At 68.8% G+C, this 14,296-nt stretch carries 11 protein-coding genes; 4 read left to right on the top strand and 7 right to left on the bottom strand.

Annotated features, from left to right (window positions below; genetic code table 11):
• Positions 1-2: 2 nt before the first annotated feature.
• The 5 genes from ACZ418_RS07080 to ACZ418_RS07060 all read right to left on the bottom strand — a co-directional run bounded on the left by ACZ418_RS07080 (position 3) and on the right by ACZ418_RS07060 (position 8,806).
• Positions 3-983, bottom strand: coding sequence for an ABC transporter permease (locus tag ACZ418_RS07080; protein ID WP_468358104.1), 981 nt, complete (start codon positions 981-983; stop codon positions 3-5).
• 87 nt (positions 984-1,070) lie between these two features.
• Positions 1,071-2,879 (bottom strand): ABC transporter substrate-binding protein, encoded by a 1,809-nt coding sequence (locus ACZ418_RS07075; protein WP_468358101.1) that lies wholly within the window; start codon positions 2,877-2,879, stop codon positions 1,071-1,073.
• Between the two features lie 57 nt (positions 2,880-2,936).
• Positions 2,937-3,971: an ABC transporter permease gene (locus ACZ418_RS07070; RefSeq protein ID WP_468358098.1), complete on the bottom strand. Its 1,035-nt coding sequence runs from the start codon at positions 3,969-3,971 to the stop codon at positions 2,937-2,939.
• A gap of 545 nt (positions 3,972-4,516) precedes the next feature.
• Positions 4,517-6,424, bottom strand: coding sequence for a translational GTPase TypA (gene typA / locus ACZ418_RS07065; protein WP_468358095.1), 1,908 nt, complete (start codon positions 6,422-6,424; stop codon positions 4,517-4,519).
• 153 nt (positions 6,425-6,577) lie between these two features.
• Positions 6,578-8,806: an ABC transporter family substrate-binding protein gene (locus ACZ418_RS07060; RefSeq protein WP_468358092.1), complete on the bottom strand. Its 2,229-nt coding sequence runs from the start codon at positions 8,804-8,806 to the stop codon at positions 6,578-6,580.
• Positions 8,807-9,121: 315 nt separating this feature from the next.
• On the opposite strand from ACZ418_RS07060, the gene ACZ418_RS07055 reads away from it, so the two are divergent.
• From ACZ418_RS07055 to ACZ418_RS07040, 4 genes are read left to right on the top strand one after another with little or no spacing between them, the layout of a single operon-like run.
• The gene (locus tag ACZ418_RS07055) at positions 9,122-9,412 is read left to right on the top strand and encodes a hypothetical protein (protein ID WP_468358089.1); all 291 of its coding nucleotides are present in this window, start codon (positions 9,122-9,124) and stop codon (positions 9,410-9,412) included.
• A gap of 22 nt (positions 9,413-9,434) precedes the next feature.
• The gene (locus ACZ418_RS07050) at positions 9,435-10,256 is read left to right on the top strand and encodes a hypothetical protein (RefSeq protein ID WP_468358086.1); all 822 of its coding nucleotides are present in this window, start codon (positions 9,435-9,437) and stop codon (positions 10,254-10,256) included.
• A gap of 18 nt (positions 10,257-10,274) precedes the next feature.
• Positions 10,275-12,236, top strand: coding sequence for a fumarate reductase/succinate dehydrogenase flavoprotein subunit (locus tag ACZ418_RS07045; protein ID WP_468358083.1), 1,962 nt, complete (start codon positions 10,275-10,277; stop codon positions 12,234-12,236).
• Positions 12,233-13,003, top strand: coding sequence for a succinate dehydrogenase/fumarate reductase iron-sulfur subunit (locus ACZ418_RS07040; protein WP_468358080.1), 771 nt, complete (start codon positions 12,233-12,235; stop codon positions 13,001-13,003). Before ACZ418_RS07045 ends, ACZ418_RS07040 begins: the two co-directional genes overlap by 4 nt.
• Here ACZ418_RS07040 and ACZ418_RS07035 read toward each other — a convergent pair.
• Together ACZ418_RS07035 and ACZ418_RS07030 are read right to left on the bottom strand one after the other, a co-directional pair.
• Positions 12,984-13,292 (bottom strand): hypothetical protein, encoded by a 309-nt coding sequence (locus ACZ418_RS07035; protein ID WP_468358077.1) that lies wholly within the window; start codon positions 13,290-13,292, stop codon positions 12,984-12,986. The two genes, ACZ418_RS07040 and ACZ418_RS07035, sit on opposite strands and share 20 nt — an antisense overlap.
• Before the next feature lie 5 nt (positions 13,293-13,297).
• Positions 13,298-14,275: a phosphotransferase gene (locus ACZ418_RS07030; RefSeq protein ID WP_468358074.1), complete on the bottom strand. Its 978-nt coding sequence runs from the start codon at positions 14,273-14,275 to the stop codon at positions 13,298-13,300.
• Between the last annotated feature and the right edge of the window lie 21 nt (positions 14,276-14,296).

Here is a 14,296-nt window from a genome sequence, read left to right as displayed (position 1 = left end):
TCCTAGGACAGCCGCACGCGCGGGTCGATGAAGGCGTACGCGGCGTCGACGACGATGTTGAACAGCAGGATCATGCTGGCGGAGAAGAGCATCACGCCGAGCAGCAGCGGCAGGTCGCTGAAGAAGACGGACTGGACGGCGAGGTTGCCGAGACCGGGCAGGCTGAAGGTGTACTCGGTGATGATGGCGCCGCCGAACAGCGAGCCGAGGTCGATGCCGAAGATGGTGACGATCGGGATCAGCGAACCGCGCCAGGCGTAGCGGAAGAAGACGTAGGCGCGGGACATGCCCTTGGCGCGGGCGGTCCGGACGTGTTCCTCCTGGAGCTGTTCGATCATCGAGGACCGCGCCATACGCGTGTACTGCGCGGCGAAGATCGTGGAGAGGACCACCCAGGGGATGATCAGGCCGGTGAACCAGGACACGGGGTCCTGGGTGAACTCGTTGTACGCGGGCTTGTCGAACCAGTGGGTCTGGTAGACGAGGAGCGCGAGGGCCAGCGGGCCGAGGAAGTAGATCTGCAGCGAGCTGATGACCATGGCCCCCGCGGTCGCCGTCTTGTCGATCAGGGTGCCGCGCCGCCAGGCGGCGAGCAGCCCGGTGCCGAGGCCGACGATCAGGAAGCACACGGCCGCACCCATGGTGAGGGAGACCGTGGTGGGCAGCCGGTCCATCAGGGTGGCCCAGACCTGCTCGTTGGTGTGGTACGAGTAGCCGAAGCAGGGGGCGGGGCACGGTCCCTGGGCGAACTGGCTGCTGCCCAGGACGAGGTTGTGCAGGAAGATCCAGTACTGCTCGGTGATGGGTTTGTCCAGGCCGAGCACATGGTGGATGTTCGCGATGGCGCCCGGGTTGCAGGTCTTGCCGCACATCATCAGCGCGGGGTCCCGGGGCACCCCGAAGAACAGCACGAACGTGACGATGCTCAGCAGGAACAGAATGACGACGGCACCGATGATCCGGCGGACGAGGAAGCGCAGCATGACAGGGCAGCTCTCAGACGTCGGCGGCCTTGGCGGTACCCGGCGCGCCCCCTGCTCGGGAGCGTGCCGGGTACCGGACGGGGACGGTTACTTGATGAAGAGGCGACGCGGGTCGACCCCGCCGATGACGTCGTCGTAGACGAGGCCGCCGACCTTGGAGCCGGCGATCTGGGTCTGCTTGTAGTACGCGGTCGGGACCACGTTGACGACCTTGGTGAGCAGGTACTTGTCGAGCTTCTCCCACTCGGCCGCGGCCTTGACCGGGTCGGTGATCGCGTTGATGCGGTCGATCTCGCTGTTCACGTGGGGGTCGTTGATCTGCGAGTAGTTCGACGCACCGTCGGCGATGATGCGGCCGTCGTACAGCAGCGGGAGGACCGTCGAGGCGGACGGCCAGTCGGCGCCCCACGCGGTGTGGAAGATGTCGTAGTTGTTGTTGAGCTTGGAGACCTGGTCGTAGTAGGTCTCGGAGGGGATCTCCTGGCGCTGGACGTCGAAGCCGGCCTTCTTCAGGCCCGCCGCCATGGCCGTGGAGTACTGCTGGCCCTCGGGGGTGTTGGTGTAGCCGAAGGTCAGCTTCATGTTGAGCTTGCCGGCCTGCTTGAGCAGGGCGCGGGCCTTGTCCGGGTCACCGGCCGGCTTCTTCTTCTTGCCGAACGGGTCGAAGGAGGCGTCGTAGCCGCTGACGGTCGGGCTGAGCAGGCCGCCGGCGACCTCCATCGCGTCGGTGCCGCCGAAGGCACGGACGAAGGGGGTGACGGGCAGTGCGTAGGCGATGGCCTCGCGGACCCGGATGTCCTTCATCTCCGGCTTGCTCATGTTGATGTTCATCTGGCCGACGTACGGCTGGTAGCCGGAGACGGTACGGGACTTGAGCTGCGGGTTCTTGAGGACGCTGGACAGGTTGCCCGCGTCGACCTGGTTGCTGAAGCTGAGGCCGGTCTGGTCGGGGCCGCTGTCCGCCAGCAGGGCCTTGGTGGAGGTCTCGAACTGCTGGTTGAACGTGAAGTTGAACTGGTCCACGTACTGGTGCCGGATCGGGTCCGTCTTCGGGTCCCAGTTGGTGTTCTTGACCAGCACCATCGACTTGCCGGACTTGAACGACTGGATCTTGTACGGGCCGGTCGCGAGCGGGGCCTTGTCGTACTTCTCCTTGGTGTCGCCCTTAGCGGACACGATGGAGTAGCCGGCCATGGCGAGCGCGTACGGCAGGTCCGCGTGCGGCTTCTTGAAGTGGAAGATGATGGTTTTGTCGTCGGGCGTTTCCAGGATGCTGTTCGGCAGGTGCTTGCCCTTGTACGGCCCGTCGGGGAGCAGCTTGCGGTAGTCGGCGCCCGGAGTGTCGGCCAGCCACTGCTGGAGGTAGGGCGGGCCCTGGGTGATGAAGGGCGCGAAGAGCCGCTCGAAGGTCTGGCGGACGTCCTTGGACGTGATCGGGGTGCCGTCCTGGAACTTGATGCCGTCCTTGAGCGTGTACTTCCAGGTCTTTCCGCCGTCCGTGGTGGTACCGGAGTCGGTGGCGAGGTCGCCGACGATCTCGTGCTTGTGGCCGTCGTTGCTGGTGGCCTTGTAGCCGGTGAGGCCTCTGTGGATCAGCTGGGCGAGCGCCATCTGGTCGGAGACGTAGATCTGCCCCGGGTCGAGGTGCGCGAAGCTGTCCCGCTGCAGCACCTCCATGCTGCCGCCGCTCTTGGCGCCCGGCACGTCGGCGGCGGGGCCCTGGGAGTCGGCGGTGCCGCCGAACTTGATGGCTGCCTGCTGTGCCTTGGCGTTCTGCTGGTCCTTGTTGTCCTTGGTGCCGGTGTCGCTGCCGCCCTTGCTGCAACCGGTGAGCACAAGAGCTCCGGCCGCGAGCACGGAGAGCGCGCTGGAGACGTGGCGTCCGCCCCTACTCATCACGAAATTTCCCACCCATCCTTGAAACTGACATTCCGTGTGGTTGACGTGCTGCGGTCAGCGCGCGGTCTTGGGGTCGAAGGCGTCTCTGACCGAGTCCCCGAGCAGGTTGAACGCGACGACGAAGATGATCATCGAAACGCCGGGGAAGAACATGTAGGTGATGTCGTTCTGCATCACCAGTTCGGTGGACGCCTTGGAGAACATCTGCCCCCAGTCCGGCGTCGGTTCGACGATGCCGACACCCAGGAAGGACAGACCGGCCTCGGCGGTCACGAAGTTGGGCAGCAGATACGTCGACTGCACCAGCAACGGGGTGACGATGTTGGGCAGGATCTCCTTGCGGATGATCCGCCACGGCGAGGCACCGCTGACCTTGGCCGCCTCGATGAACTCCCGTTCCCGCAGGGCGAGTGCGGTGCCGCGCAGGATACGCCCGAGACCCATCCAGCCCAGGAACCACTGGACGATGATGAGGGCCACCACCCGGACATAGGTGGGCGTCTCGTCGCGGGGACTGACGAACAGGGACACCACGACCGGCATGCTCGCGATGAAGAACAGCTGCGCCGGGAAGGCGAGCAGGAAGTCGATGACCCGGCCGAGCAGATAGTCGGTCTTACCGCCGATATAGCCGGCGGTGACGCCGAGCAGGATGGCGGTCAGGACGACCGCGACGGTGACGGCGACCGAGATCATCAGCGAGGTGCGGATGCCGTAGATCAGCTTGGTGAAGACGTCGTAGCCGTTGCCTGGTTCGAGACCGAACCAGAACTCGCTGCTGATACCGCCGTTGGGATGCACCGGCACGCCGGCGCTGTCGAAGAGTTCCGGGCGCTCGTCCGCGTACACCGTGTACGGGTTCTTGCCGTACAGCTTGGAGATCAGCGGGGCCAGCAGGCCGATCAGGAAGAAGAAGCCCACGACGTAGGCCGAGATCACACCGGTGCGGTCGCGTTTGAAGCGCAGCCACATCAGCTGGCCGGGGGACCGGCCTTCGAGCTTGACGGCTTCGCTCTTCGCCTCCGGCCCTGGTTCGCCGTCGACGACGACCGAAGTCCCGCCGCCCTCAATGTCGATAGGACTTGTCACGGTTCGTCCGTTTCACAGGTATGAGTGTGAGAGGTGCCCGGGTACTCCTAGGGCGCGCGTAACCGCGAGGCGGACGCGCGTAGTTCTACAGCCGAATCACACCGCTGGAAGTGACGAACAGACGCGCCTGGTGTTTGTGACACCGCGCATGGGGGTTCCTCCTCATGACTCCACGTGTTCACCAACAGGAGAGGGTTTCCGTCCTGCCTCCGACACCCCTGACGGAGGGCCAGACACCCTCTGGTGCTCGCGAGTCGGCGCGCTGTCCCCACAGCGCGAGACCCATTGACCCGAGCGCTACGCGGCTAACTATCTGCCATGGGTCGACCACCGACCACTGCCCGTAGATCTCAATTCAGTCACAGCTCACGGCTAGACCTTCCAAAATCTGGACAAACTGTTCGACGGATTAAGGCGCGAAACGGACTTGTTACTTGGCTATCGGTCGGGGATCTCCGCATGTCGGACATGCGGCCTCCGAAAATGGGTTGCAAAAAGCCCGGGTGTTCCCATTCTGGGGACACCCGGGCTCAACTGCCGGGGGATCAGCCGTGCTTGGCGCGGCTCGCGGCGCGCGCCCGCTCCCGCTGGTCGAGCACGACCTTGCGGATGCGAACGGCCTCCGGGGTCACCTCGACGCACTCGTCGTCGCGGCAGAACTCCAGCGACTGCTCCAGCGACAGCTTGCGCGGCGGCACGATCGACTCGGCCACATCGGCCGTCGAGGACCGCATGTTGGTGAGCTTCTTCTCCTTGGTGATGTTGACGTCCATGTCGTCGGAGCGGGAGTTCTCGCCGACGATCATGCCCTCGTACACCTCGGTGCCCGGCTCGACGAAGAGCACGCCGCGCTCCTGAAGATTCGTCATCGCGAACGCGGTGACCGCGCCGGAGCGGTCGGCGACCAGCGAACCGTTGTTACGGGTCTGCAGCGCACCGAACCAGGGCTCGTGGCCCTCGTGGATGGAGTGCCCGATACCGGTGCCGCGGGTCTGGGTCAGGAACTCGGTCCGGAAACCGATGAGTCCGCGCGACGGCACGACGAACTCCATGCGCACCCAGCCGGAACCGTGGTTGGACATGTTGTCCATGCGGCCCTTGCGGACACCCATGAGCTGCGTGACGGCGCCCATGTGCTCCTCGGGCACGTCGATCGTCATGCGCTCGACCGGCTCGTAGACCTTGCCGTCGACCTCCTTGGTGACGACCTGCGGCTTGCCGACGGTCAGCTCGTAGCCCTCCCGGCGCATGGTCTCGACCAGGATGGCGAGCGCCAGCTCACCACGGCCCTGGACCTCCCAGGCGTCGGGGCGCTCGGTTTCCAGCACGCGCAGCGAGACGTTACCGATCAGCTCGCGGTCCAGGCGGTCCTTCACCTGGCGGGCGGTGACCTTGCGGTCCTTCACGGCCGCCTTCGCGTCCGCGCCCTTGCCGGTGCCGCCGCGGCCGACGAGCGGCGAGGTGTTCGTACCGATGACCATGGAGATCGCCGGCTCGTCCACCGTGATCAGCGGCAGCGGAACCGGGTTCTCGGTGTCGGCCAGCGTCTCGCCGATCATGATGTCCGGGATACCGGCGACCGCGCAGATGTCACCCGGGCCGGCCTTCTCGGCGGGCTTGCGGGTGAGCGCCTCGGTCATCATCAGCTCGGAGATGCGCACGTTCTGGATCGACCCGTCGCGCTTGATCCACGCGACCGTCTGGCCCTTGCGCAGCTCGCCCTGCTCGACCCGGAGCAGCGCGATACGGCCGAGGAAGTTGTCGGCGTCGAGGTTGGTGACGTGGGCCTGGAGCGGCGCGTCCTCGTCGTACGTCGGCGCCGGGATGTGCTCCAGGATCGTGGAGAAGAACGGCTCCAGGCTGTCGGAGTCGGCCGGGACCGTGCCGTTGTCCGGCTTGGTCAGCGAGGCGATGCCGTCACGGCCGCAGGCGTAGACGATCGGGAACTCGATCTGCTCCTCGTCCGCGTCCAGGTCCAGGAAGAGGTCGTAGGTCTCGTTGACGACCTCGTCGATCCGGGCGTCCGGACGGTCCGTCTTGTTGATGCACAGGATGACGGGGAGGCGGGCCTGCAGCGCCTTGCGCAGCACGAACCGGGTCTGCGGCAGCGGGCCCTCGGAGGCGTCCACCAGCAGCACGACACCGTCCACCATGGACAGACCGCGCTCGACCTCGCCGCCGAAGTCGGCGTGGCCGGGGGTGTCGATGATGTTGATGGTGATGGGCTCGCCGCCGTCCTTCGGGTGGTACTTCACCGCGGTGTTCTTGGCGAGGATCGTGATGCCCTTCTCACGCTCCAGGTCGTTCGAGTCCATCATGCGGTCGTCGACGCCTTCGAGCTGGTGGGCGGCGAAGGCGCCGGCCTGCTTCAGCATGCCGTCGACGATGGTGGTCTTGCCGTGGTCGACGTGAGCGACGATGGCGACGTTGCGGATGTCGTGGCGCGTGGCCATAGTGCGACGAACTCCCGGGGTGTGAGGATCACCCAGCGCGTACATGTGTGTCGCGCGGGCCCTGCCGGGCTGGACACGCCACGGCCTCACCCCATGGTACGTGGCCCCGAGGGAGTCGGCCTCCTCAGGGCCGTGTGATGATCTCCATGAAGATCAGCTGGGCGAAGGTGTGCTGGTGGGACCGGCTGCGACCTTCGCGCCCTTCTTCAGGAAGCCCATGTCCTCGTAGACCGGCGTCTGGAATCCGAACGCCCCGGCGTTGACAAGATTCTTCCGCACCGCCACGAGCTGCGGCCGCTGGTACAGCGGGATCGACGCCGCCGAGGCCCAGATCCGCGAGTCCGCCTTGCGGATCAGCGACACCTCCTCGTCCTCGTCCAGGGTCGCCGCGGCCTCGTCGAAGAGCTGGTCGACCTGGTCGGTGCCCACCCGGGTGTAGTTCTGCTCGACGTTCAGCGAGCCGTCCGCCGCCGGCACCGGCTTCGCGAACACCGGCCGGTCGTCCGTCGCCGGGAACGCGGAGGACGGCCACGAGTACAGCGCGAGGTCGTAGTCGCCGGAGGCGATGTGGTCCTTGAAGTAGCTCGCGTCCGGGACCTTGGTGATCGTCGTCCGGATGCCGACCCGCTCCAGCATGGCCGAGATCCGCTCGGCGACCGAGTCCAGCGTCTGAGAGCCGGGGCCGGACGGGAGGACGAAGCGGAGCAGGAGCGGCTTGCCGTCCTTGGCGAGCTGCGGTGCCGCCGCGGCGGCCGGCGCGGCCGTGCCCTGGGGGGCGTACGCCCCCTGTGCACCGCCCTGCTTGCCCTCGCGCGCCAGGTGCCGGTCGCCCCCGTCCCCGCGGCCGCCGTTCTTCTCGTCCCCGCCGACGACGTGCTCGCCGTCGTTTCCGCCGTCGGACTTGTCCTCCTTGGCCGTCTTCTCGCGCTCGGGGCCGGCCGCCTTGTCGCCCTTCTTCTTGGGCTGCTGCTTGATCGGGCCGCCGGCCACCCAGCCGGCGTCGGTGAGCAGCGCCTGCGCCTCCTTGGTGTCCTGGTCGCCGATCGCGCCGCTGTTGTCGGCGTACGCGGCCTGCCCGGACAGGGCGAGATGGCTGCCGACCGGGACGGCGGGCAGGCCCAGCGGGGTGAGCACCAGCTTGGCCAGTTCCCGGCGGTCCAGGGCGCGGGCGACGGCCCGGCGGACGCGTTCGTCGGCGAGGGGGCCCGTGGAGCCGTTCAGGGCGAGCTGGGTGTAGGCGGGCTCCAGCGACCTGCGGACCTCGACGTCGCGCAGCGCCTGCTGCTCGTCCAGGTACTCGGAGACGGCCCTGCGCAGCTGCTCCCGGCCGGCCTTGACGTCGCCGGCGGCGAAGTCGTGCGCGCGCGCCCAGTCCCGCAGCTTCTTCACCGAGGTCTTGCCCGAGCCCTGCAGCGGGTTCGCGGCGTGGGCGGCGAGCCCGATCCGCTCGGCGTCGGCGGGGTCGACGTCGGCGATGTCCACGCTGCCGTCGGCGAGCGCGGCGGCCCGTTTGTCGCGGGGTACGGCGTGCAGCACGATCTCGTTCAGCTTGGCGGGCCTGCCCCACCAGCGCGGATTTCGGGTCAGGACGACGTCCTTCTCGGCGGTGTCGACCTTGGCCACGGTGAAGGGCCCGGCGGTGACCTTCAGCTGGCGGCGGGCGCCGTCGTTGAAGGCGTCCGGGCTGCCCATGACGTCCTTCGGGTACAGCGGGGAGAACAGCGACTTCCAGTCGGCGTAGGGGCGGGAGAAGGTGACCCGGACCTGGAGGTCGTTGGCGCCGCGCTCGATCTTCTCGATGCGGTCGTAGCCGGCGTTGCGGGCGGTCCAGTAGGAGCTGTTCTTTCCCGCCAGGGCGTGCCACTGGGCGACGAAGTCGGGGGCGCCGATCTCCCGGCCGTCGCTCCAGACGGCCTGCTGGTTCAGCTTGTACAGCACGACCTGGCGCGGCTCGGTCTCGATGACCTTGGCCGACTCCAGGTAGGCGGGGTTGGGCACCGGCCGGCCGGTGGCGTCCAGGCGGAACATCGACGGCAGGACGGCCTGGGCGACGCGGCTGGTGCCGGCGTCGGCGTCGGCCTGGAAGGTGTTCAGGGTCTCGGGCAGGGCGTCGACGGCCCACTTCAGGGTGCCGCCGTCGGCGACCCGGCCACGGGCCACCGGGGCGATGTCCTGCCCGGCGAGGGGCCCCGGGACCTTCTCGTCGGAGCCGCCGCATCCGGCGAGGAACGGCACCGCGAGCGCGCCCGTGGCCAGGAAGGAGACCGAGCGGCTGACGCTCCGCCGGAGGCGCCGCGATGTGCCGTCGTTCGTCTGCGGGACCGTCGTGGCTGGTCGCACAGTTCCCCGCGCCCCTACGGGGCGCTGGCCGTCGTTGGACATCTCTGGCTACCTCCGGGAAGCCGCGGGTTTATGCTCACATTTGTCGGTATATGGAGCTGATCACCTTTGGCGGTATTTGGAGCTGATCAGATCTATGCGGCCCACTGAAGAGGAAGGGATCCGGCCACCACGGGCGACACGGCGACGACGGGCGGTAACCCCACCCGTGCGGCGCAACACCACCCGAGATGCACCAGTGCGCCTCCGCCAATCGCTGCACATGCCTTCACATCGGCACGTGTGACGCGCAACACTCCAAGGCGCATGAGCGTTGCCGCCCAGGGCCCGCCGGACCCGCGGAAGTGAGGGCAAGTCATGTCCGTGCACGACGACATCACCTCGGTCCAGCGCTCCCTCGACGACCTGAACCGGTCGCTGGGGCGCCTGGAACGCCAGCTCGGCAGCGGCGGCCTGGAGATGCGCAGGGTCCGGCTGGACGCCGACCATCTGCGTGAAAGCGTGGCGCTGCTGCGTGAGGCCGCCACCACCGGGGAGGCCCCGCGCCGCCCCGACCTCGTCACCATCTCCGACGCGCCGTACGACACCAGCCTGTGGGTGGGCTCGGACGACGAGGGCCTGGGCGCCCGCGACCGGCACGCCCCCTGATCCCTGACGACCGGAGCCTGCCTTGGCCACTGGTACGGAACCCCAACAGAACAGCGGCGGCGTACGGACCACTGCGCGCGCCGCGATCGCCGCTCCGCATCTGCGGACCGACCGCTGGTGGCTGGCGCCCGCCGTCACCGCGGCCGGTCTGCTGGCCTTCGTCGTCTACTCGACCTGGCGGGCCTTCGCCAACGCGGACTACTACGCGGCGCCGTACGTCTCGCCGTTCTACTCGCCGTGCCTGGCGAGCAACTGCAGGACCATGCACGCGGGCCCGAACGCCGATCTCTTCGGGAGCTGGTGGGGCATCTCCCCCGCCATCATCATCCTGATCTTCCCGCTCGGCTTCCGGCTGACCTGCTACTACTACCGCAAGGCGTACTACCGCAGCTTCTGGGCGTCCCCGCCCGCCTGCGCGGTGGCCGAGCCGCACAAGACCTACACCGGTGAGACCCGCTTCCCGCTGATCCTGCAGAACGTCCACCGGTACTTCTTCTACGCCGCCCTGCTGGTCGCCGGCGTGCTCACCTACGACACCGTGCTGTCCTTCCGGGACACGCACTACCGCTGGGGCCACATGGGGCTCGGCACCCTGGTGTTCCTGGTCAACATCGTGCTGATCTGGGCGTACACCATCTCCTGTCACTCCTGCCGGCACATCGTCGGCGGCAAGCTCAAGCACTTCTCCAGACACCCGGTGCGCTACAAGGCGTGGCAGTTCGTCGGCAGGCTCAACGCCCGGCACATGCAGCTGGCCTGGGCGTCGCTGCTGAGCGTGGCGCTCGCCGACTTCTACGTCTATCTCGTCGCGTCCGGGGTCTTCGCCGACCCGCGCTTCTTCTAGGAACAGGTGAGCCGTCTTATGTCCGTGGTGGACCGCCAGGAGTGGGACGTCGTCGTGGTCGGTGCCGGCGGCGCCGGGCTGCGGGCCGCGATCGAGGCGCGCGAGCGAGGCGCCCGTACGGCGGTGATCTGCAAGTCGCTGTTCGGCAAGGCGCACACGGTGATGGCCGAGGGCGGCATCGCGGCGGCCATGGCCAACGCCAACGAGCACGACAACTGGCAGGTGCACTTCCGCGACACCATGCGCGGCGGGAAGTTCCTCAACCAGTGGCGGATGGCCGAGCTGCACGCGCAGGAGGCCCCGGACCGGGTGTGGGAGCTGGAGACCTGGGGCGCGCTGTTCGACCGTACGAAGGACGGCCGGATCTCCCAGCGCAACTTCGGCGGCCATGAGTACCCGCGGCTCGCGCACGTCGGCGACCGTACCGGCCTTGAGCTGATCCGCACGCTCCAGCAGAAGATCGTCGCCCTGCAGCAGGAGGACTTCAAGGAGACCGGGGACTACGAGTCCCGGCTGAAGGTCTTCCAGGAGTGCACGGTCACCCGGGTCCTGAAGGACACGGCATCCGACAGCGGCTCCGCCGCGGGCCGGGTCTCGGGAGTCTTCGCCTACGAGCGCGAGACCGGCCGCTTCTTCGTCCTGGAGGCCCCCGCGGTCGTGGTCGCGACCGGCGGCATCGGCAAGTCCTTCAAGGTCACGTCGAACTCGTGGGAGTACACGGGTGACGGGCACGCCCTCGCCCTGCTCGCGGGCGCACCCCTGCTGAACATGGAGTTCGTGCAGTTCCACCCGACCGGCATGGTCTGGCCGCCGTCGGTGAAGGGCATCCTCGTCACCGAGTCGGTGCGCGGCGACGGCGGGGTGCTCAGGAACTCCGAGGGCAAGCGGTTCATGTTCGACTACATCCCGGACGTCTTCAAGGAGAAGTACGCCGAGTCGGAGGAGGAGGCCGACCGGTGGTACGAGGACCCGGAGAACAACCGGCGCCCACCGGAACTCCTCCCCCGCGACGAGGTGGCCCGCGCCATCAACGCCGAGGTCAAGGCGGGCCGGGGCTCGCCGCACGGCGGGGTCTTCCTGGACGTGTCCACGCGGATGCCCGCCGAGGTGATCCGGCGCCGGCTGCCCTCCATGTACCACCAGTTCAAGGAGCTGGCGGACGTCGACATCACGGCGGAGGCCATGGAGGTCGGCCCGACCTGTCACTACGTGATGGGCGGGATCGCCGTCGACTCCGACACGGCGGCGGCGCGCGGCGTGCCGGGCCTGTTCGCGGCCGGTGAGGTGGCCGGGGGTATGCACGGCTCCAATCGCCTCGGCGGCAACTCGCTCTCCGATCTGCTGGTCTTCGGACGCCGGGCGGGCTGGCACGCGGCGGAGTACGCGCAGGGACTGGCGGATCAGCGCCCGCCGGTGGACGACGCCCAGGTCAACACGGCCGCGGCGGAGGCCCTGCGCCCGTTCTCCGCGGAGGCGGACCGGGAGGGCGAGGCGGGCCCGCCGGAGAACCCGTACACCCTGCACCAGGAACTCCAGCAGACCATGAACGACCTGGTCGGCATCATCCGCCGCGAGGGCGAGATGGAACAGGCCCTGCACAAGCTCGCCGAGCTGCGGGTGCGCGCCCGCCGGGCCGGGGTGGAGGGCCACCGCCAGTTCAACCCCGGCTGGCATCTGGCCCTGGACCTGCGGAACATGCTGCTGGTCAGCGAGTGCGTGGCCCGGGCCGCCCTGGAGCGCACCGAGTCGCGCGGCGGCCACACCCGCGAGGACCACCCCACGATGGACCGCAAGTGGCGCAACGTGAACCTGCTGTGCGCCCTCGCCGACCCCACCGGCGGCCTGGCCGCGACCGACCCCTCCCGCAGCCAGATCCGTCTCAGCCGTGAGACCACCGCCCCCATCCGCCCGGACCTGCTCGCCCTCTTCGAGAAGGAAGAGCTGGTCAAGTACCTCGCCGAAGAGGAGCTGTACGAGTGAGCAGCTACGAGGCCCGCTTCAAGGTGTGGCGGGGTGATGAGCAGGGCGGCGGCCTGGAGGACTTCACCGTCGAGGTGAACGACGGCGAGGTGGTCCTGGACATCATCCACCGCCTCCAGGCCACCCAGGCCCCCGACCTGGCCGTGCGCTGGAACTGCAAGGCCGGCAAGTGCGGTTCGTGCTCGGCGGAGATCAACGGCCGCCCCCGGCTGATGTGCATGACCCGCATGTCGGTCTTCGACCGGGCCGAGACGATCACGGTCACCCCCCTGCGCACCTTCCCGGTGATCCGCGACCTGGTGACGAACGTCGGCTTCAACTACCAGAAGGCGCGGGAGGTCCCGGCCTTCGTCCCGCCCGCCGGTCTGGGCCCCGGCGAGTACCGGATGATGCAGGAGGACGTGGACCGCTCGCAGGAGTTCCGCAAGTGCATCGAGTGCTTCCTGTGCCAGGACACCTGCCATGTCGTCCGCGACCACGAGGAGAACAAGACGGCGTTCGCGGGCCCGCGCTTCCTGATGCGGATCGCCGAACTCGACATGCACCCGCTGGACGCGGCCGCGGAGACCGGCCTGGACCGCAGGCGCACGGCCCAGGACGAACACGGCCTCGGCTACTGCAACATCACCAAGTGCTGCACCGAGGTCTGCCCCGAGGGCATCAAGATCACCGACAACGCCCTGATCCCCATGAAGGAACGCGCGGTCGACCGCAAGTACGACCCGCTGGTGTGGCTCGGCTCGAAGATCAGGAGGCGGTCTTCGTAGGAGCGGGGCGACCGGGGCGCTGGGAGAGAAGCTGGACCACCATTCCCGCCATCCACAGGCACCACCCGGCGGCCGGAAGGGCGTCCAGCCCCGCGTCGGCGAGCGGTCCGAGGAACATGAACAGGCCCAGCCCGACCGCATTGGCCAGCGCCCCGTACCCCCACAGCCGGGGCCGCAGCACCCGGCGACGGGCCACCGGCGGTATCCACTCCGCCGCGACGGCCAGGGCACCGAGCACCCCCATGAGCGCCACCGACAGCACGGCCGCCACCACCAAGAACATGTGCATGCCGATCATGCTCCCACCAGAGCCAGGGCCTCGGCCAGGTTGTACTCCGCGATCCCCCGCATGAACCCGGCCTGCGGGAAGTCGCCGTCGGCGAGCCGCAGCGGGCCGGCGACCAGGTTCAGGTGCATGGCCAGCCGGTACAGCCGCAGCCGGTCCTCGTCCAGGCCGCCGTCGCGCAGGGCGGCGTAGTGCGGCCCGAAGCGCAGTCGCAGGAAGACGTGCTCCCACTCGGCGTCGAAGTACATCAGTCCTTCGACGTCGATCAGTGCGGGACGGCCGTCGGCGTCCAACAGGACGTGATCCGGGCCGAGTTCGCCGTGGACGAGGGTGTGCCCGGCGGTACGCGGTCGCACCCGGTCCGCGAGGGAGCGCACGGCGTCCTCCAGCCGCTCCCGGGCCGCGGCGACCCGCGGGTCGCGTACGGCGGTCTCGGCGATGTCGGACAGGGCGCGGTCGGTGACGAGCCGGGCACAGGAGGCGCCGTACGAGGTGCCGCCACCGTCGGCCACGGCGACCTTGCCGAGGCCGGCGGAGCGGCAGCCGCGCAGGGTGCGCAGGGCCCCGGCGAGCTCCCGCAGCGCCGGGCCCGCCGCGTCCGGGTCCCGCCGCAGGGCCTCCTCCAGGCTGCCGCCGGGCAGGTCCTCGACCACGGCCGCGGCTGCCTCGGCGTCGACGTGGAGCAGGCGCGGGGTGCGGACGCCGGCGGCCGTGAGACGGTCGTGGGAGGCGGTGAACAGATCGAGTCCGGAGGCGTGCGAGAAGGGGTCGCGGGGGTCGGCGTCGGGCTGGTCCCAGTAGTCCTCGTCCGGCGACCAGACGTAGGCGATCGCGGTGCCGCCGTCGTCGAGGCGGAGCCGGTAGACGCCCTTCTTGGAGCCGCCGCGCAGCCGGGTGACGGCGGTGAGGGTGCGGTGCCGGCCGAGGGCGGCGCGGGCGAGCGGGGTGAGGTCGGCGACGGTCCTGTGCTGTCGTGTTCCGGTCACCGGCCCCAGTTTTGCCGATTC

Source organism: Streptomyces sp. NPDC030820 (assembly GCF_055572075.1).
Note: the sequence above shows the minus strand (reverse complement) of the source record. Positions and strands in the feature narration are given on the sequence as shown.

What these genes read in the sequence shown, in the direction of transcription:
- ACZ418_RS07035 (WP_468358077.1), bottom strand. Translation starts at nt 13,292, where the DNA reads ATGCACATGTTCTTGGTGGTGGCGGCCGTGCTGTCGGTGGCGCTCATG.
- ACZ418_RS07055 (WP_468358089.1), top strand. Translation starts at nt 9,122, where the DNA reads ATGTCCGTGCACGACGACATCACCTCGGTCCAGCGCTCCCTCGACGAC.
- ACZ418_RS07060 (WP_468358092.1), bottom strand. Translation starts at nt 8,806, where the DNA reads ATGTCCAACGACGGCCAGCGCCCCGTAGGGGCGCGGGGAACTGTGCGA.
- ACZ418_RS07075 (WP_468358101.1), bottom strand. Translation starts at nt 2,879, where the DNA reads ATGAGTAGGGGCGGACGCCACGTCTCCAGCGCGCTCTCCGTGCTCGCG.
- ACZ418_RS07045 (WP_468358083.1), top strand. Translation starts at nt 10,275, where the DNA reads ATGTCCGTGGTGGACCGCCAGGAGTGGGACGTCGTCGTGGTCGGTGCC.
- ACZ418_RS07080 (WP_468358104.1), bottom strand. Translation starts at nt 983, where the DNA reads ATGCTGCGCTTCCTCGTCCGCCGGATCATCGGTGCCGTCGTCATTCTG.
- typA (WP_468358095.1), bottom strand. Translation starts at nt 6,424, where the DNA reads ATGGCCACGCGCCACGACATCCGCAACGTCGCCATCGTCGCTCACGTC.